General features: G+C 53.8%; 13 protein-coding genes. All 13 read right to left on the bottom strand.

Going from position 1 to position 19,513, the window contains the following annotated elements:
* Positions 1-19: 19 nt before the first annotated feature.
* Complete coding sequence (locus tag R0137_RS05370; RefSeq protein WP_407329138.1) at positions 20-1,573, bottom strand: parallel beta-helix domain-containing protein; 1,554 nt, start codon at positions 1,571-1,573, stop codon at positions 20-22.
* The gene (locus tag R0137_RS05365) at positions 1,570-2,931 is read right to left on the bottom strand and encodes a cytochrome-c peroxidase (RefSeq protein ID WP_407329136.1); all 1,362 of its coding nucleotides are present in this window, start codon (positions 2,929-2,931) and stop codon (positions 1,570-1,572) included. Before R0137_RS05365 ends, R0137_RS05370 begins: the two co-directional genes overlap by 4 nt.
* A 31-nt stretch (positions 2,932-2,962) precedes the next feature.
* A complete protein-coding gene (locus R0137_RS05360; protein ID WP_407329134.1) occupies positions 2,963-3,607 on the bottom strand; it encodes a c-type cytochrome in 645 nt (214 codons plus the stop codon).
* A 167-nt stretch (positions 3,608-3,774) separates the two neighbouring features.
* Positions 3,775-4,866, bottom strand: coding sequence for a helix-turn-helix domain-containing protein (locus tag R0137_RS05355; RefSeq protein WP_407329133.1), 1,092 nt, complete (start codon positions 4,864-4,866; stop codon positions 3,775-3,777).
* Between the two features lie 103 nt (positions 4,867-4,969).
* Positions 4,970-6,175: an alpha/beta fold hydrolase gene (locus R0137_RS05350; protein ID WP_407329131.1), complete on the bottom strand. Its 1,206-nt coding sequence runs from the start codon at positions 6,173-6,175 to the stop codon at positions 4,970-4,972.
* A gap of 114 nt (positions 6,176-6,289) precedes the next feature.
* Complete coding sequence (locus R0137_RS05345; RefSeq protein WP_407329130.1) at positions 6,290-7,198, bottom strand: tyrosine-protein phosphatase; 909 nt, start codon at positions 7,196-7,198, stop codon at positions 6,290-6,292.
* Between the two features lie 82 nt (positions 7,199-7,280).
* A complete protein-coding gene (locus R0137_RS05340; RefSeq protein WP_407329128.1) occupies positions 7,281-9,767 on the bottom strand; it encodes a TonB-dependent receptor in 2,487 nt (828 codons plus the stop codon).
* Positions 9,768-9,998: 231 nt separating this feature from the next.
* Positions 9,999-10,196 (bottom strand): hypothetical protein, encoded by a 198-nt coding sequence (locus R0137_RS05335; protein WP_407329127.1) that lies wholly within the window; start codon positions 10,194-10,196, stop codon positions 9,999-10,001.
* 172 nt (positions 10,197-10,368) lie between these two features.
* Positions 10,369-12,549 (bottom strand): hypothetical protein, encoded by a 2,181-nt coding sequence (locus R0137_RS05330; RefSeq protein ID WP_407329125.1) that lies wholly within the window; start codon positions 12,547-12,549, stop codon positions 10,369-10,371.
* Positions 12,546-13,067: a hypothetical protein gene (locus R0137_RS05325; protein WP_407329123.1), complete on the bottom strand. Its 522-nt coding sequence runs from the start codon at positions 13,065-13,067 to the stop codon at positions 12,546-12,548. Before R0137_RS05325 ends, R0137_RS05330 begins: the two co-directional genes overlap by 4 nt.
* A 4-nt stretch (positions 13,068-13,071) precedes the next feature.
* On the bottom strand, positions 13,072-14,364 hold the full coding sequence (locus R0137_RS05320; protein ID WP_407329122.1) for a hypothetical protein: 1,293 nt from the start codon (positions 14,362-14,364) through the stop codon (positions 13,072-13,074).
* Positions 14,355-18,665 (bottom strand): hypothetical protein, encoded by a 4,311-nt coding sequence (locus tag R0137_RS05315; protein WP_407329120.1) that lies wholly within the window; start codon positions 18,663-18,665, stop codon positions 14,355-14,357. Before R0137_RS05315 ends, R0137_RS05320 begins: the two co-directional genes overlap by 10 nt.
* Positions 18,662-19,483 (bottom strand): hypothetical protein, encoded by an 822-nt coding sequence (locus R0137_RS05310; protein ID WP_407329118.1) that lies wholly within the window; start codon positions 19,481-19,483, stop codon positions 18,662-18,664. Before R0137_RS05310 ends, R0137_RS05315 begins: the two co-directional genes overlap by 4 nt.
* Positions 19,484-19,513: the final 30 nt, after the last annotated feature.

The raw sequence follows: 19,513 nt of genomic DNA, 5'->3' as shown, positions 1-19,513 counted from the left end.
GGCTCTTAAACTCGATGCTCTAGCGAGAGACAGACAACATGTATTCAGCCACTGCCAGACGAGTCTCTTCATCCAGATAATCCTGCTTGGGCATTTCTGGGTAGTCTTCGCGCTTCTTCACGGGCGCTGCAATGTACTCCGCAAGGCCATGGGGATTTTCCATGTAAAGCGCTTGAATAATCTTTACTGGAGGCCCAATCATGCGACCTTCATAGGTGTGGCAACCCGCGCAAATTCCTAGATAAGCAATCTTGCCGCGCTCACCTGGCTCAATCACTCGAGGCTCCACGGGTGGCATCAGATAGTTGCCAATAGTCGTGGTATTCGTAAATGCACACTCAGCATAGTCATCGATACCTGAGTGAACATAACGGTGCCGATTGATAATGCAGCTCTCATTGCTTGGCCCGATCGCAAAGATATCCGGATTACCGGTCTTAAGATCGGCAAGCATGAGGCCTCTTATCTCGGGAATAGTCTCGTAGCCATTGTTATGCATGGTGTTGTTGAGAATCATCAGACGATCGGAATTGGGATCGGCTTCGGGATCCACAGTCACGTTGGTTAGTTCCGCCGCCGTATTGTGATCTACCGTCATGATTCCCACAGTCTTGTTGTTGGTAATGATGTTGCCTTCGATCACCACATCATCTGCCGCCATAATCATGATGCCAGTACCCGCAGGGATACCGCCCACCGTAGAGCCCGGCGCACCAAAGTTTGGCGTGTTGTTGTCTGAGATCCAGTTGTTACGAATGATGACGTCATAGGTCGTCTTGATTGGGAGTCCCGGAGTAATGAACGCAAGAACACCACCGGTGTTGTTGTACACGAAGTTGCTCTCTACGATCGCGTGACGGCTATTCTCGATCTCGATACCTGCAACACTGTCGAAGACTTCGTTGTACGCCACGTGAATGTTGTCACTCATACCCACGTAGATCGCAGCATCTTCGATGCCAGAGACGACGTTGTGCTCAACCACACCGTTGGTGCCCAACTGCGGGAAGATGCCGTAAACACCGGTGTCTACAATAATGTTGTCGCGAATCTCAAAATTGTTACCCGCCTGACTCATGATCGCGTTGCCTTTGTACTTGGTGATCAGGAATCCTTCGACAACGATGTTGTTACCGGAGAACAGGATGGCGTCGTTTAGCGTTCCCTCTCCGTGCAAAGTGGCGCGCTGTGATCCTTCGACAATACCGATCAGGCGAATACCGTCTTTGTCGATGTAAACCGTCTCGCTGTAAGTACCAGGCATCACGTGAATCGTGGTTCCGGGCTCAGCGGCTTTAACCGCTTCCTGAATGGACTCGCCGTCCTCAACGGTGACGACTACATCAGACATAGGCGGCCCTGCAACAAACTTGCTGCTGCCCTGCACCATGAACTCTTTCGCTGCAGCAACATCCGCGTCGCTGGCACCACCGGCGGTACTCCCACCGTAAGCCGCGCCACTGCCCGCAGTGGTAATCACTGGTGCTGATCCGCCAGCCTTCTTGCCGAATTGAAGACCTGCCACGAAGGCGACAGCGATCAAGACCACGGCCAATACTCTTCCTATACTCATGATGATGCTCCCCCAAGATTTACCGTTTTATCTTCTAAACCATCGGCAACTGCCGCCGTGGTGCGCGAAGTGTTATCACTATTGTTGAAATCAGTCAGCGGCGATACGCCGATCGGTGCCAAACCGGAGGGAACCCGACGGGGTATCTCCGGGGTAAACGTTTCGTCAGTCAGTGCGCCCAAAAAATCCACCAGACGATCGAGTTCGTCGTCAGTCAGGTTCGGCTCCCAGATATGCCAGTGAATGTGCATATCAACGCCCTCGGGGACCGCGTGGCCACGGCCGCCTGTATAAAACTCCACGGCCTCTCGCAGTGTTCCAAAACGCCCGGAGTGCATGTAGGGCGCAGTCTTTGCGATATTGCGCAAGGTAGGGACTTTGAAACCACCCTTCATCTTGGGCGCATTCCATGTCGCTTCGGCACCAATATCCAGAGGTAATCCGAGAGGCTCTGGAGACCCAATAACGGCAACTTGCTGATTAGTGAACAATGGCGGTGTATGGCACTCAGCGCAGCGAGCTACAAAAGAACGGAACACGTTCATTCCTTCGATTTCTTTGTCGGTCAGCGCCGCGTGATAGCCGTGTGCATAGCGATCGTAACGGCTGTTTAGGGATATCAACGATGTCTGAAAGGCTGCGAGAGAAATGTAAACCTGCTTAAGGCTAATCTCATCGAGTTGCCCGGCAGGAAAAGCCTGACGGAACAGTCGACGGTAGTCTTCACTGCCATGGAGTGTCGCGAGTAACTGCGCGGGGTTGTTACCCATCTCCTCGGGAGAGTACAGCGGCCCCTGGGCCTGTTCTTCGAGACTGTCCGCTCGGGCATCCCAAAACAGGTTTTTCAGAAAGGCTACATTCCAGAGCGTGGGCGAAGACCGTTTCACTTCGTGGCCGGCGACACCCACCGCCCGCGCCCGGCCATCACTAAATCCCAACTCAGGGTGATGGCAACTGGCACAGGACGTCGAACCATCTCCCGACAGCGCAGGATCAAAAAACAGGTAGCGACCCAGGTCTATTTGCTCGGGACTAAAACCATCGCGATGCGCTGGCAAAGCGGTTTGCGTCCCACCGACTCCCTGGTTCTGGAGAGAGTCATAGAACTGATACATGTTGCGAAGTTCGCAAACCCCAGCGTCGGTCTTCTCAAAGCTCGGCGGGCAAAGTTCGCTTAGTGTGATCTTAGCCGGTGCAGCTTGCTCACCAACCAACGCGCTCCCAGCGAAGGCACTCACTGCGCTGGCGACCACCTGCGAACCCTTTGCGGGACGCCCAAGGTCATTTGAACTCGCGACCATGACCGCAAAACCCGCAATAGCTCCAACGATGCAAGCTGTGAGCAAGGGAGCCTTCATTGCGAAGAAGCCTTTACTGAAAGGGGCGCTTTCATTGAGAGAGAAGGTATCCAATGACGTCGGTTACGTCTTTTTCCGTGCTCAACATTGTTGCCATCATCTGCATTTGCCGCCCCAAGCGGTCGTCCTCGTGGGATCCCCGGACTCCGTCAGCAAAGTTCGCGTACTGACGGCGCAGGTAGGCTTCATCCAGTCCGGCTAAACGCGGGGCATTCATCGTCGAATTGCCTTTACCCGCTGGGCCATGGCAAGCACCACAGGAGGCGTTGTACTGCACTTCACCGTTGCGCTGATCGTGTTCTATGGTGCCTGAAGTGTTAACTGACGGCAGGCTTCCTATATAGGCAACGACATTAGCTACCGAGGCCTCATCGGCTAAAAGCGCGGCCATACCCTGCATTTGCTTACCGAGCGTATCCCGCTCATCGTTACCCCGGACACCGGATTTAAAGTTGTGAAGCTGCCGCTCTAAATAGGCTCCGTCTTGCCCCGCTAGCGCAGGCCCGTTCATGGCCGCTATCCCAGCGCCATCTGCACCGTGGCAGGCGACACAAGGAGCGTACAAAGCTTTACCAAGATCCACGTCGGCGGCGGCAGTCAAAGAGGCGTGTAGCAGACCGATGGTCGCCCCCATAGTCGCGGCAATAAAATAACTAACGCGTCTGGTTTTGATCATTATGTTTGTCCATGCCGCAGTAAGCCGCGGACTAAATGCCCGAAAGAAGTGCAATTGTCGTCTTTTTGTACGGCAAATCTTCCTAATTTCAGAAATCCGTCAGCTTTTGTGGTCAGATTCTTGAAAAAAACACCGCTGAACCGCATTTTTATAGTGAGTTTCAGGGCTCAGGCAGAAGCACTGACAGACTTGTCTCGCGAGCCTTCCTTGGTTGTGTCGCTCACCCCTCCGCTCTGTTGCCGATGTGCTTTGCGCCAGGCTGTCGGTGTTTGCCCCTGCGTATCCTTAAAAGCCTTGTTGAACGAGCTCAGCGACCTGAATCCCGAATCCATCGCGATAGTCAGCACGGGTAAGTGGTCTTCGTCGGGATCGGAAAGGCGTTTTGCCGTCTCGCGAATACGATAACTGCTCAAAAAATCGCTGAAGTTACGATAGCCCAGCGCACCATTGATCGCGCGCCGCAAGCGATACTCAGGGACCTCCAATTTTTGCGCCAAACTACCAATACTTAAGCCCATCTCCCGCCAAACGTCGCCATCTTCCATAAATTCCTGCAAAAGAGCGGCCAACTCAGCGTCTTCTGACTCGTTTACAGCATCATTTGCAGCCACGGGTGCCGCCTGAGGCTCTAAAGCGGTAAAGAGCAGCCCTCGCCGGTACTGCAATAGCGCTACATTCACTGCGAGAAGGAGTGCGGCGGGTGGAACGTACTCAAGAATGTACAACCACGGCGCCCCGGGAAAAAGCACTTCACGCGACAGTATGAGTATGAACAGGTAGCTGCCATTGACACCGACGAACCATAGCCGCAAGCGACGACGAGATTCCACGAGATCAGTACGCCAGTGGCGCACAATAGCCCACAAGGTCAGTGCTAAAAGTACAAACTCCAGTAGTTGCGGCAAGTCGATGAACAGCCAACGCCATTCATTCAGGGAAAAGAGAGCGCCCAGAAGCGGCATAAACACCGTGAATTTAACCAAAGACAGCTGCCAGGCCTGCATACGAAATCGATCGTCGAAGATGCTGAGACTAAGCAGCCAAAAAAGACCGGGAGTCGCCGTTTGCAGCGTGGTCGCGAGCAGCGACAACGGCGTTCCTCGTAGTACGGGGGTCAGAAGGTATCCAAGAATCGCCAGCATAAAAAGCGCGAATAGCTTTTCACTCATCCACCACCGGGGCTGACGTGCCAACAGCAGCAAACCCAAGAGCACCTGGGACAGGCTAAAACCGATCGCTCCGATAAGTAAGTCTGGCATGCACATCCTTCCGTCGATGCCGCATCATAACAAGACAGCCCGCCAAGAAACGGCGCTGCTCCGCTGCTGTAGTACGGGAACTATGCAGGGCGCCAGGTAGCCGTCAAGACTGGAGAATGGTATCTACTCGCAACTCACTGTGAAGCGTGCGATGCACTGGACAGCGATCAGCGATTTGTAACAGCTTCTCCCGCTGACCATCCGTTAAGTCGCCCTCCAGGGTGACCAAGCGCTCGATCAGTTCGATCTTTGCCGTCCCTTCCTCGCAAGTTTCACAATCAACAACGTAGTTGCGACTGTGCTTGAGCTCAACCACGGCATGCTCGAGGGGAACGTTTCTTCGGCGAGCATACATTCGCAGAGTCATGGCCGTGCAGGCACCTAGGGACGCAAGAAGATGCTCGTAAGGATCTGGCCCCGTGTTCGCGCCACCCACCGAGCGAGGCTCGTCCGCAAGCCAGTGGTGCGAGTCGCTGTAAACGTGCTGGGTAAAGACATGGTCTTTCTCCTCCACGAGTACCTCACCCGATGCGACCGACCGCTTTGAGGCTTCGGTGGCAGCCGGAAGATACCGACTCGCCCAGCCGGCAATGACCGATGCCACATACTGCGAGTCGGTTCGTTTACTCAACAGGTGATCGGCGTCATCCAGACTGACGAAGCTCTTGGGGTGACGGGCCTCCAGATAGATTTTCTCAGCCTCCTCAATCGACACGGTCGCATCCAAGGGAGCGTGCATTACCAATAGTGCTTTGCGAAGTGAGCTAATCGCGCCGCTTTCGTGAGATTCGAGATCTTCCACAAACTGCCGCTTCACCAAAAACTCTCGACCCGCCAGATTCACTTTGGCCTCACCGGCACGTCGAATCTCGTCCAATGACGACGCCATATTGTGCAGCACGTGCTCGGCACGATGAGGAGCACCGATAGTCGCCACCGCTGTAGCTTCGGGCACCTTATGTGCCATCGCCAAAACGGCAGCGCCACCCAGACTATGGCCTACCAGTAGCTTAGGGGCCTCAAAGTGCTCTCGAAGATAATCAACCGCCGCGAGAAGGTCTTCCAGATTTGAGGAGAAATTTGTATTCGCAAAGTCACCGTCGCTGTTACCCAGCCCGGTGAAGTCAAAGCGCAGCACCGCTATCCCCTCCGCGGTGAGCGCACGAGAAATACGCGACGCGGCGGCGACGTCTTTGCCACAGGTAAAACAATGAGCAAACAGGGCGTAACAGCGTACTTCGGACTCCGGCGTCTCTAAGGCACCACTGAGAAAATGGCCGTCACTCTCAAAACTAATCTTCTCGCGCATGTTGAATCTAAGCTCCCGAAGGGTTTCCTCAGGATCTCTTATAACAACTTTTTAAGTCAGCGGGTGAGCTCGAGTGAATAGCGGCGCCAAAGGATGCTCGCGCTATTCCAGAATCTAGCTTTCCAAATACATCTGCCTAAGAAGCGCCAATTCCGCGGCGTCCACTCCCAACTCGCTCGCCAGATAGCTTACGACATCGCCGTACTGCGCTTCGATAGACTCAAAGGTAAATTGTAGAAACGGCGTCCCATCCTTTGTCACAAGCGGGTTTGGACGCGAAGAGTCTTGCCCCTCACTGAACTTGAGCATCATGGCCGCAAAGGCATTGGTCTTAGCGGCCACAGCCAAATCAACGTCACCCTTTTCTTTCTTGGGCTCACGAAAATCCGTCGATAAGAGGTAGTCCTCAATAATCAGCTCTCGATCAACCCCAAGGGCGGTCAGTAAGAGTGCTGAAGTTACACCTGTACGATCTTGTCCCGCAGAACAATTAACTACCGCAGGCACTTCGGCATTAAGCAGGGTTTCGAAGTACATCGTCAGTTGCGGCTTGAGAAACTCCATCATCTGCAGGTACATCGCACTGTAGTCACTGGGCTTTTCCTCAGTGCCAGGCGCCGCTTGTCGCATCATAGCCACAATAGAGTAGTCATGATGCCGGTAGCTAAGCTCTGCACTTTTAGCCCAACGATTGGGATAGAGTTCCACCTCTTCAGTCGAGCGCAGGTCCACGACACTCTGAAAACCGAATTGCTGCAGGTATTCTTCGTCGCCTTCGGTTAGGCCTGTCATCGCTCCTGACCTGAATAGCAAACCGCGCTTAACCGTGTGCCCGTCCGCGGTGGGGTAGCCACCTAGATCCCTAAAGTTTGATCCACCCTCTAGAGGCAACAAACGACGATAGCTAATGAGGACTTGCTCAGATGCGGCGGCAGATGGCACGCTTTCGGCCACGGCCTTGTCGCCCCACGATGTCGAGGGCACGGCAAGCAGCAAGAAGAGAAAAAGGGCTCTAAGGTTCATGATTAACTCCGGGGCCTGAGACCATTCGTGTAAGAAGGGGCGTCAAATATCCGCCCCACGCAGCGACCATGGGTGATGGTTTTTAGAGGTTGATCCGCAAGCCCACTAGATAATGCATGCCGAAGCTCTCAGACTGATTGATGGTGCCGTTACCTGCAAAACGCACATCCGTCTCATCAGTGATGTTGTTGAAGCTCGCGTAGATCATCGTCTCGCTACCCGCAAGGTTTACTGGCAAGGTGTAGGAAATCTGTGCGTCCAGGCGCTCCATCTCACCCCAAAACTCCTGTGGGTCTTCGATAGGTGAAATCCAATCATCTCGGTAGCTATAGTTGATACGTACGGAGATGCCAAACTTCTCGTAGAAAACAGCGGCGTTCCAAATTCTGTCTGAAGTGCCGGGAAGCCCTACCACCTCACCATTCTCTTGGGTAAATTCGCTATCGGCTAGCGTGAGATTGGCACTAACTCCAAGTCCATCGATGAGCTCGTCGAGAAAGTAAACGGCATTGAGCTCTATGCCGGCAAACTCGCCATCGCTGCCGTTAAGAAAACCGATGTAATTGTACTGCTGGCCCGCGAGTGCAGGATCGTAGAGCCCAGCATCAACCATCGTCGTATCGGCATAAATGACGTTGTCTACAACACGGTAGAAAAGCGCTGCCGAGAGTATTCCTCCGTTTTCTGTGTAGTACTCAAGGGAGGAGTCGAATCCGTAAGATTCCTCTGCCTCGAGAGTCGGGTTACCGCCGTTGATCTCTTCGTCAACAGGGTTAAGGGCTGCGGTTGCACGCCATTCGTTGAATGTCGGTCGATTCACCCCAGTGCTGGCAGACAGACGCAGCTTCAGGTTGTCCGCTAGATCAAAGTTCAAGTGAGCATTGGGCAGCCAATTAGTGAAGTCATCCTCATAGACAAAACCGTCCACACCTATGTTCTCGACATCAGTTTGCTCTACACGCAAACCCAGGATGGCACTACCCCAGTCGAACTGCATGGTGTACATCCCGTACAGCGCGAGAATATCTTCATTAATTCTGATTTCATTCTCTGGCGGTACCTCCTTCGAAGGATAGGCGCCCGAGGCTTGCCAAGCCGCATCCAAGGCAGGGTTATCAAACACCGTACCTCCGATTGTGTTGGTCGTATTGGAGTTCCAGAGAGCGCCTGTGTTGAAGTCGTTAATCGTGACCGTATCGACGGGGAACCCCACCACCGCCTGAGTAATAGAACCACCCTGTGCTTCTCGCTGATCAAATTGAAGACCAAAGGCCAGCGTCGAGTTATTGCCGACCTCTCGCTGTAAATCCAGCTTGTACTTATTCACTTCCTGATCAAGAGGATTGAAGACACCTATACCAAGGTTTGCCAGAAAAACCGCGTTTGCCGGGTCTGCGGTTTCTCCTGGCGCAAGGGGCGAACTGAGGAACAAGAGCGGATCGGTTTGATTACTGAAATCGTAATCGCCGAAATAGGGAACAGGTCCATCGGCGGTTAGACCAGCGAAACCCGCGGTTTGGAAGGTAATGGGCAAGTCTTGAAGAAACTCGGTTTCGGTATGGTTGTACGCTGCTTGTACCTCGAATCCCGCGACAGTGAAGTCAGCTCCCAGGGTGTTGGTAAAGGTGGAGTTTTCATAACTACCGCTTTGCAATGCTCGTGTTACCGACAAAGGAACGCCTTGTGCCGTCTCTCCGGGCTGAGGAGCAAGAAAATCAAACACATACTGGTTGCGCTCTTCTTCGTCGACGAACTCGCTATAAAGGGTCGTTAAATACACCCGGCTCAAAGCGCCCTCCCCTCGGTACTCCAGGGTTCCCCCGTAGGCCTCGTCGGAGCGCTTGATCTTATAGCTGCGAAAGTCAACTTCATTGGGGATTAGAGTCCCGTCTTCAGTCAGGCCGAAATCAAACTCCCGATTGTCCGTAACCTGCTCGCGGCTGTTCTCGGAGTAAAAGCCGAGAATCCCGAAGTTTTCATTTGAAAATGAGCCTCGGAGATTGAGGCGTTCGACATCGCCACCGCCCAAATCCTGCTCCCCCAGACCGATATCCCCCGCCAGACTCAGTCCTTCTTTATCAAAGGGGCTGTGGGTCTCGATATTAATGAACCCGGAAACAGCCTCACCCGGCATGTTCGCGGTGATGGCTTTGTTGACGGTTAGCTCCCGCGTGATAACCGCAGGGAAGCTATCGAAGCGCGGAATTCGGCCGTTCTCCGCTCCGGGAACATCGATCCCGTCAAAAGCGATAGAGGTATAGCGAAAGGGCGCGCCGCGAAGGTTTACATAGCGCGCCTGACCTTGGTCCCTCTCGATGGCAATACCGGGAATCCGGGCCAGAGAGTCCGCAAGATTCTGATCCGGGAAGCGTCCGATGGTGTCGGCGGAGATAACATCGGCCACGTTAAACGCATCGCGCTTTGCCAAAATTGCTGCAGTCTCTGACTGCTTTATGGAGTTCGCAACGACAACCGTCTCCTCCATTTGAGGCTCAGTTTGGGCGATCGCCATCTGTGCAGAGACCAATAAAACTGCTGCGGCTAAACGATGCGGCGTGTGAGGATTCATGAGCGTTTCCTGAAGAGTGGCAAGAGAAAACGCAAAACTAGTGGCTGGCGATGACAAGCAAGTGACCGACACGTGTCGATTCGATGAACGTTACGTGGCGAATTTATGACAAGCACTTCCCGCGAGCTGGGAGAGCTATGTCAAGGAGAGATAGGCTGCGGAGATGCCGAGATGAAGAGCGATAATGCTAGGGGTGGTTACCCTGCGGACCAGTTGGGTATCAAAAGGCAGCTATTTCTTATCGGTGTTTGAAAAATCTACTTTTTCACCATTCGCGGCATACCACTCTTCCCACTCCCAGGGAGTGAGCGTACGAGGTGTCTGCCCCGCCATTGCGCGTCGCAGAGCTTTTGCGCGAAGGGAGTTATCTGTCGGTCGAGAGTTATCTCCGAGAACGCCGTCGATTATTTTTTGGCTACGGGTCTTCATTGCTCACTGCTCCGGTCGTAGTTTGAGTCCAATTCGCGAGGTATATAAAGAATTTACGGAGAGCGGCTGAAATTAGATTCCCCTTTTTTTGATTGCCGACGGTTGCGCTCTTAGCTAAACGAACTCGAATGAGGAGAATACGTCTTCGCGCTGAACTTGACCGGCCAGTGATTCAGCGAACCTGCTCCATACTCCAGAAGGTGTCACTAAAGGCCAGGCGCTGAGGCATGTGCTGTACTTCGATGCGCACATTCCCATCCATTCGTCTTGGAATGCCGTAGCGAAGCACGCCAAAGACGGTGTCCCATTCAACAATACGCTGAAAGCGATCGGTGTTCAGTGCCAGCGTCAGCGCAGTGCCAAAATCACCTTGGGAATAACTCCTCTGAGGACGACCATACTGCTGAATCAAGTCCTCAAGCATTCGCTCGTAAAGCTCCTCCAGGCGCCTGGGACTTCCGTCTCTTTCCACATCAACGATCAATGCAACACGATCTACGAGCTGTGCTTGGTAACTGACCGCCAAACGCTGACGCTGATCAACACGATCAAAGACCGATAACTCATAGATCAAAGTATCCTGATCTATCGCCGGAATTGGCGCATTTGCCTCGACCATCTTGCTGCTCAGTTGATCGAGCCACTGACCTGGCGCTAGCTGCTCCATAAGCGCCGGCGATGCTACGCGCAATCGGGAATCTAAACCGCTGGAGGGAGACAGCTGCACTCCGCCAGCTCCAACAAGAGAGCGCGTATCTTTGCGGTCGAAGTGCCAGGTCCAGTACATCGACACTCGCGACGCCAAGGTATCGACGCCCACATCGACGTCCCTATCGAAGTAGTTAGCCTCTAAGCCAAACTCGTGCTGCTTCCAACTTAGATCGTAGTGCAATGCTGCGGTTGCCGTAGCGAGGTCGGGGCCGGCGCTACCCGCGCGATTCTGATCGAGATAGTCATAACTCAGACGGAAGTTATGGGCGCCACCACGCAAAGAGACAGCAAGGCGTGGGGTGAACTCTGTGGCCTCGCGCAAACCCCCATCAATGTTTCGATATAAAATCCCCAGAGATACGGAACCGCGCAATTCTCGATTACCAAAGCTTCGGTTGAGCGCGAAGCCCGCCTCGGTGGTCAGGGCATCTAGAGTGGGATCAACTTCGTTCTCCTGATCCCGCCACGATAGATCTGCGGTTAGGTTATAGATGCCTTTGAGTGGCATATTGATGTTCAGATCGATCACGTTGTTGTTGCGACTCACCTCACCAAATTCGTCATCGGTTTCTTCACGATAAGCCCGTACCCTGCCTGTCGCGGCCGAAAGGCCGAAAAAGCTCAACTGGCCACTAGCATCTATACCTACGACATCGGTATCGAGTTGATTGACCGAATCAAATCGATCCTGGTATCGCTGGTAACGACCACGAACGCTCAAGCCATTTGAGAAGCGCCAACCTGCATGTGCCTCCCCGGAACGGCGATCGTTAACGACGACCGCCGCAGTCGGCCGGTAGTGATAGCCATACTGCTCAACTCGAAGACGGTAATCCAAACGCTGATAGGCATGTCCAACAACTTCAGCAAAAGCCCCAACATCACCTTGGTCTTGGCCACCCCGCGCATCAAAATCTCCAAGATGATCACCCTCGAAGTAGGCAATCTCCCCTTCAACATTAATGTTGTGCCTCCCGAGATTGAAGTTGCTATCGGCGGCAATACTGGTAATCCATTGCTGTCGATCCAATTGCGCTGAAGAGGCCGCCTCGGCATCGTTGTACACCACATTTACACTGAGACTTCCCAGCGCGCCGTCTTCTACAAGCCACGAAACGCCCGTCGTATTGTCGGCGCCGAAATCAAAGTCGTTCCAGCGGTTCTGATTTGCTCCACTAAAAAACAGCAAGGAGTGCTTTCTGCCACCCCCGTCGAAACGCGGCTGCAGATCGAGCTGCAAACCCTTTAGGGATCGCTGCACCGTGCGGTAACTCAGGTAGCTATAAACGTCCCCCCCCTCTAGGCGATAAGGAGTGCCAGATGCACCGTTCTCATAGAGTAGATTCAATCTCTCCGCTTGAAGCCCCGTGTCGGGGAATCGGTAGCTCGAATCGTTAATCACCCCATAGATTTGACCCTTCAGATCCTGATAGGGAGATATGCGATTAGAAAAATTGAGGTTGAACTCGTTAAAAGACTGACTACCCTCCTGCTGATAGGGACTCCCAGAGAGGTTCCCCTCGCTGTTGTAGTATTCGCTGCGTGCGCTATTGCTCCCACTGAAAATCCAATCTTGCGCGAGCACAGCCGATGCGCAGCAAACCAAAAGAACACCGCTTGAGTAATACCAAAACCTACTCATGACTTATTCTCCTGTTCACTGCGTTCTTTAAACTTAAGCAGGTATTCCGTCGTGCCAGGCTTTGTTTCAAGCACTCCATCCGGGCGCGTGAATTCAAGCTGGGTACGAACCACCACAGACACGCGACTTACTCTGATTCTTAGGTCGGGGGCACCGGGAGCCGGTTCCTCCCATTGCTGGACGGTCTGAATACCCTGAATAGAAAGAATGCGAACGATCGCATCGCGAGGAACCAAGGTATCGATAACGTCCGTAAGCCGGTCTTTGTCGAAAAAGTTCTTGCTCAGATAATCCTGCATTTGAGGCGATCCCCAGGACTCCATGAGCTTCTCGAGCGCCTGGTCAACCAGCTCCGTCGCAACCGGTTTAAACTCATCGGGAGCTTGGGCGCCCTCAGGAATTACTGCGGCTGTATTAATGGGCTTGATTGCGCGGAACTCTTTCGCCGACACCTGCATAGCGGGCAGCGTAAGCGCCACCAGTAGCGTGCCGAGCACGTAAAAGTTTAAGTTATTCATAACGCTACTCCTCATCCTGAACGCGAAGGGAGACGGTCACCAGACTACCGCCGGTCGCGCTTGCGGTAGATGTCGATAGCTCTATATCCGTGGAAACATCCGTCGGCATTCCCATGCTGGGGAATGGGCCAAAATTGTTGCAGGTGAAGTCCACAAGGAATTCTCGGCTCTGTCCCGGCGCCAACGATCCAGAAACGTTGCTGCCCGCAGGCCCTCCATTGATGCTCATCCACGGCGCGACACCCGTGATGTTGAATGTCAGCGCAGTTTCGCCATCATTACGTAGAGTCAACGCACCCAAGCTCTGAGGGCACGGATCTCGGCCCACTTCATGAACTTCTCCGATGTTCCTGGGTCCACTGACGATGAGCAGTCCTGGGCCTGGTTCTGGTTCTGGTTCTGGTTCGGGCTCGGGCTCGGGCTCGGGCTCGGGCTCTGTAGTAGGATCTTCTTCCGGTGTGGGCTCAGGCATGGGAGCTGGCTCAGGCATGGGAGCTGGCTCAGGCATAGGCTCTGGTGTGGGATCCGGTTGTAACTGCGGCGGGGGCGCCGGCGGAGAAGTAGTCAAGAGCGAGAAGTCTTGGCTTAGCTCATCTCGAAGGGCAAAAGCGTTGTGTACGTTCAAGCCCGTGTAGCTGTTTGCCTGCTCTGCTTCCCAGTAGACGTCACCACTTCCTTCTAGCAAGGCCTGAAACCGCTGATCAGCAATGGGACAATAGTTCGCTTCGCACTCCCTAAAAAGGGTAAGCACCTCCTTTTGGTAGGCGATCAACTTCGCGCGATCACTTAGCAAGATCACTAAACCAGCACGATGCTCCAGATAGCTTGCACGGTAACTCTGATACTCCACATCCTGAGCCAGCGCGTTATCCATCGCGCCGTCAACCAATAGTTCTAGAATGTCTCTGCGTGAGCTAGAGGTTTCGAAGGGAGTAATCACTTCAAGCCGCTCAATCATTAACTTGTAAGATATTTCGGCTGCCTTGAACGCCGTTGCAAAGTCTTCGTCAAGCAGTTGTACACGGGCAGGCACTTCATTGTGAGCGGTAGCTAGCTTCTCGCAGGCCCAGCAACGCGCTGTGACTTTCGAAGCTTCCGGACTATCCCGCGTGCCACGCTTTAGACGTCGCTCGTATTCGTTAGAGTCCATGAGCGAGTCTATTTCGTTCAGAAAATCATCGGCAGTTTGATTAACAGACGAAGCGGGATCCACAGCCTGTGCGCTGACATCTGTGGCAATACTCGTAAGGAGCAATAAGGTCAAAAAAAGAGACACCACACATCTGACTACCAACATGCTCTCTCTCCCGCGCCAACATCGTAGCTGCCAATTGGATTACCAATAATTTGCATGGGCTCTCCCTGCTCATCACGAACTTCCTGGATTTCAAACTGATAGCTGCCATAGCTATATATTTCATGCTCTATGCGAAACTCCGAGCCAGCGCTTACGGGCACGTCGTAGCTCTTCGGTGACCCCGGGCCAGATGCTGCGATCGTTGCCTCAGACACATCCGCAACATCACCGCTGATGACATAGACGTAGCAAGAAACGCTGAAGTCGCCTTTATGCAGGACACCACCTGAACCTCTACCAATCCGGATCTCCTTCTTCTCCTCAGGTTGGGGTGTCGGTGGCGGTGGCTGATCTTCAACTACCACCGGCTCCTCCGTTACAGGACTCGTTTCCACGGGATTTTGAGGTCCTATGAGAATCAGCGGGGTATCCTCGACAGGGGGATCTACAGGCGTACTCGCAGGAGGAGCAGGCGGAGGTGGGGGCGGTGCGGATACCTGGAGTGATGACTCGGTAACAGTTTCACCCAGCAGCGCGTATTGGGAATGAACGTTGGTACCGTCCAGACTGATCGCGCTCTCCAGCTCAAACTCCGTGTCATCCCCCAAGGAAATCCGGACGGTTTCTTGGGGTTCGATCCAGGTGTCTTTATCCGACCAGACGGTCCTCCCAAAGGCAAAGCTCTGGGTGGGGACGATGGACAAGCCCCCACCGATGAGAATCAGAGGATCCTCGTCATTTCCTGCGTCGCTTACTGATTCATCGTCGGACTGGGGATCTGAGTCCGAGGCTAGTCCCGTGCCCGGTGCAGACTCTTCGCTAGCGGAGGCCTGATCAATCGCTTTATCCGCGCCGCGAGCCGTAAGCTGGCCAATACTTGCTTTTGTGGGCAAATCCGAAGGGTTCGCGTCGACTTCGAGGCGATTTCGACGCTTGTCCAAACCCGCCTCGAAGTTATCGAGTTGAGTATCTCGCTCAGCGACCGCGAGTTCTCGCGCGGAGCGAGGAACCCTGTCGGGTACAAAATCATCAGGGATGGCAACATCAGGATTATCTATGCCATTACGCGGGTTGAACTTGACGACACTAGAGTGCGTTGCTGCCTCTTTTCCGCCTAGAGACGTGTACTGACTTCCTGTTTCTCTCGTCCAACGATCCCAGTCAACCTTGCCGTCAAATTCATCCCCAAGGCCCTCTTGATGGATGCTGCGTCCGTAATCGTTCTGGCTCCAATTGTCTGCACTAGGGGTTCCTTGCGAAGTGGCATAACGGCTTGGATCATCCAAAGCCCTCTGCAAATCCTTGGCAGCCTCGGGAGACTTCATAGGCGTCATGGTCTCCGCGTCGACGATGACGAGAATCCATTCGTCTTCAGTGCCTGGTTTTTTCTTGAAGGAATAGTTACCCGGGTGATTGTCCAAGAGCACATATCCTTTCGCATTGAGCGCAGCCATCCCGTTGCGATATGCCCGCTTCTTGCCTGCGCTCATTTCAGCGAGGCTATCGCCGGTCTTACGCGCCTTATCAAATGACGTAGGAGCACGATCTACTATCGATATTATTCCTCCGCCAAGAAACTCTCCGTCGAGAACACCTGGAAGGAGGCCTGTCTCGATAGCTTGTCGACCGTGAGTGGTTGGAACCTGTATGACGGTCCCCAGAGGATCAACTTCGCGAATAACACTGGAACCGAAGTCGTCGAGACGCGTATTCGCACCAGGGCGTCCTATTTTTATGACCAGATCAGGACGCCCCTTCACAGCGTACACCGCTGCACCGGACCCCTCGCCTAGCTTCTCTCCAAGCTCCAGTTGTCTGCCATCTGCTTCAAAGACAGTTGGCTTACCATTATTGAGTCGAACGACGACGGGCGGTCCCTCGGGAGGCGCGGGAGGGCCGCGCACTGGATCAGCCTTGCTGGGGGTGAGCGGAAGATTTCGCTGATTGAGTTCCCAATCCATGTATCGGTTGACGTCGTTTTTCCACTCCTCAGCATCCACGTAGCTTTTAGCGTCTTTCGACTTCGTCTTCGGTTGCGCGGTAAGACCTTCTAAGTCCCAACCCTCGTTACGTGTGCCAAGCGATGTGATGCCCGAACGCGCATCCTGCATACCACCCACCCATACATCGCCGCTATCAGTTCGATTCACTATCCAGTTGGTGCTGCCATCCTTTGACGAGACCACCACTCGCTCGAACGATCCGTAGAGAGGGTGATCGTTAACTCGAGTGACGCTTACCACTCCTGCGTCGAAGTCGGGCCTCATTCCCTCGGGAAGTTTGCCATTGGCTTCGCGGGGGAGCGGCTTCGTAACCTTCGCAACATCGGTATCTAGCGCTTTTGGTACGGCGCCGGCATCCGGGGATTCGAGGGCATTGGTCGTAAGCTTCTTACCATCGAATGCATCAATTTCTCTGACGCCGAAATCCGAACGCAGCTGATCCAAGGGGCCCTGTAAGTAGGCATCAATGTCCGTTATCCCTTCGTTGACGAACGCGCCGTCAGGGCCCCGTGGTCCCTTGATTATCGCAGCGCCATCAAAACCCGGAGCGGCTCGCCAAGTAGCATGTTCGCCACTCAAGTAAAACTGTCTTGGAATCACTTTCCCGTCGGGGGTTTCTTCCAGTGCGATAACCCAGGTCCGGCCGTCGCTTTCGAAGGGTTGCGATAGGTGGAACGACTTTCCATCTAACTCAATCGTGCGCTGCGGCTCTAAGCCCGCATCACGCATCGTGGAAGCAAATTCATCGGCGCTAGTACCAAAGGTGTCATCGCTACGGGCCGCCATTTCATCGACGTCGATACGATCCAAAGGATCAATCTGTCGTGCGTCATCCACTTTGTTAGCCGCCCGCTCCGCTCTAGTGGCCTCTGCGGCGTTCTCCAACTTTTTGAGATCAGCGGCAGCTTCTGCCTTTTTCGCCCCGGTTATGCCTTTGGCGTTGAACACGGGGTCGACCACCGTGCCAGCCACATAACCCACCCCTTCAGTGATCTTGAGAACACCTTTTTTACCTTGAGCTGCAGTTTTCTCAAGCTCTCTACTGCCCTTCTCGGCTCCGCTAACGACGGTCTTTCCTACCTTGTCTCGAATAGCTTTGGCTTCTGCTGAATCAGCATCGCTAAGATCGACCACCGCGTTACCAAATTCATAGACCTTTTCAATCTTGTCGCGACCGAGCAAGTTAGACTGTCCAATGGCGTTTTCCGTAGCCTGAACAGCGGTCTCGCCAACCTCCACGGCCATCACCCCAAGATCAACCACAGAGTCTTTAGTCGCCCGACCCACCCCCTTGGCGTACGCGCCATAACGCTGAGAAACACCAACCGGATCCCAGTTACCCGTTTTCGGATCAATAAGCGCGGTATTGCCATAGTCTTCGACAAAGGCAGTGACGCTCATGTCCTGCTGGGTATTCGCTAGGGCGCTGCCGGCAACTTTGCTCGCCGTGAGGGCGCTGGCGGTCACTGCTTCCCGATCGATAAACGATGGATCATCGGCAGGGACCGTACCGCTCCATTGCGTTGGACCAATCGAGTCTTCCGTATTCGCTCGATACTGAGCGTCAAGATCTTTCCGGGCGGTTTCTATCGCTGTGTCTTGCCCTTTCTCCCACTGCGACTTCACGTCCACAATGATCTGCTGATCTTTCTTTATGGCATCAGCAACGTCACTCATACCCGCCAGCTGTGACTCCAAAATTAGCTTTTCGAGCGTGGCAATTTTGTTTTCAAACGCTCGCTCTCCAGCCTTTTTCTGGGCCACACGCGTGTAGTACTGACTGTTGAGCTCAGAGATCCTGGCGGCGCGTTTGGCCGCCTCAGCAGTAACCTTGGCTGGATCGGCCTCGAGTTTTTTTTGCTCGTGAAATGCAACGTAGCTATCACGCGCTTTTTCCGTTGTCTTTATAGATTGCTTTGTAGATTTTATTTTTTGGGAGAGTTCGCTAACGCGGTCATCCGCTGCCTTTTTCTGCAACTTGAGAAGCTCCGTCTTCTCGTCATCAAAGGCTTTCTGATACCACTTCTTAGTCTTCTCGTAGGCCTTCAATGCAGCGTCGGAATCTTTCTTGTACTGCTGAGCATCCACCATCGCCTTCTGGTGGTTGGAGAGATTCGCCTCAAGGGGCGCAAGCTGCGCTTTGTATATCTCTTGAGCTTTCGCTAACTCCTCGTTGGCAGCCGCTATCGCTTTCTCGTCAACTTGTTGGGGCTCGGCTAACGCAACAGCTGCGGTGACCACAATACCAAGCAAAGCAAGTCGCCTCAGGAGAGCCAACACCGCATTTAGGCGTTTCACGATCCTGTACCCATGATGAGATTTGCCCTCGCCTTCATGGCCAAGAGTTCGTTTATATCCTTGTCGCTAACACCTCCAAACTCCTCTAACCAGCTCCACTCCTTCGGTGCGTTCCTCCAGTAATCCGGTACGACTTTGATTAGAAATCGCTCTGCAAGTAGCTGCATAGCCGCCGTACAATCACCTCGACGTTGGGCTGGTTCTTCGCTGGTGTTCCACCAAACGACGCAAGGATCCGTACTGGCTAAGGAGCTCGGACCCGTATCTTCCTCCTCCGGATCAGGTGGACCCCAATGCATGTGCCCAGCTACTTCGTAGCGCGTACGCATGGGATTACAAACAGCATTTGCACCATCAGGTGCAGCAGCGTGGGTGGCGATCACGACGCCCTCAATAGGCGAAAAGTTGGGCTGATGAAAGATCGGAGGTGGGGTACCCAAGGGCTGAGGACCGATCTCGGGTGGCTCCACCCAGCCGAACCACTGACCGCTGAACGGTTGCACCGGTGGCGGCTTAGGGGGGTCGGGAAGTTTCACTTTGCCAAGAACGACTTCTGTCGATTGACGCGACACGCTGTGCACTTTGCGCATCGTTAAGTAAGGGATAGTGCTGGTATCTAGGATTACTATCTGCGTCGTATCGCAGTCATTAACGAGGCGAAGCGATACGGTGAACTCCTGCGAGAAGTAACGCTCCCCCCAATCCCAATCGACACTAAAGCGGTCCATCTGCGGGGCCGAAGCTTGCGCCGGACTCTCTTGTGGAACGAGTAAGGTACTCCACACGAGGCAACTGAGAAGCAATGACGTAAATCGCATGCGCGCTCCTTGTCCATCGCGCGCTTCATT

Source organism: Congregibacter brevis, assembly GCF_045689245.1.
GTDB lineage: Bacteria > Pseudomonadota > Gammaproteobacteria > Pseudomonadales > Halieaceae > Congregibacter > Congregibacter brevis.
This window is presented reverse-complemented; position numbering and strand designations above follow the sequence as displayed.

Coding starts and splice junctions, on each gene's coding strand:
- R0137_RS05370 (WP_407329138.1), bottom strand. CDS start 1,573: ATGAGTATAGGAAGAGTATTGGCCGTGGTCTTGATCGCTGTCGCCTTC.
- R0137_RS05365 (WP_407329136.1), bottom strand. CDS start 2,931: ATGAAGGCTCCCTTGCTCACAGCTTGCATCGTTGGAGCTATTGCGGGT.
- R0137_RS05360 (WP_407329134.1), bottom strand. CDS start 3,607: ATGATCAAAACCAGACGCGTTAGTTATTTTATTGCCGCGACTATGGGG.
- R0137_RS05355 (WP_407329133.1), bottom strand. CDS start 4,866: ATGCCAGACTTACTTATCGGAGCGATCGGTTTTAGCCTGTCCCAGGTG.
- R0137_RS05350 (WP_407329131.1), bottom strand. CDS start 6,175: ATGCGCGAGAAGATTAGTTTTGAGAGTGACGGCCATTTTCTCAGTGGT.
- R0137_RS05345 (WP_407329130.1), bottom strand. CDS start 7,198: ATGAACCTTAGAGCCCTTTTTCTCTTCTTGCTGCTTGCCGTGCCCTCG.
- R0137_RS05340 (WP_407329128.1), bottom strand. CDS start 9,767: ATGAATCCTCACACGCCGCATCGTTTAGCCGCAGCAGTTTTATTGGTC.
- R0137_RS05335 (WP_407329127.1), bottom strand. CDS start 10,196: ATGAAGACCCGTAGCCAAAAAATAATCGACGGCGTTCTCGGAGATAAC.
- R0137_RS05330 (WP_407329125.1), bottom strand. CDS start 12,549: ATGAGTAGGTTTTGGTATTACTCAAGCGGTGTTCTTTTGGTTTGCTGC.
- R0137_RS05325 (WP_407329123.1), bottom strand. CDS start 13,067: ATGAATAACTTAAACTTTTACGTGCTCGGCACGCTACTGGTGGCGCTT.
- R0137_RS05320 (WP_407329122.1), bottom strand. CDS start 14,364: ATGTTGGTAGTCAGATGTGTGGTGTCTCTTTTTTTGACCTTATTGCTC.
- R0137_RS05310 (WP_407329118.1), bottom strand. CDS start 19,483: ATGCGATTTACGTCATTGCTTCTCAGTTGCCTCGTGTGGAGTACCTTA.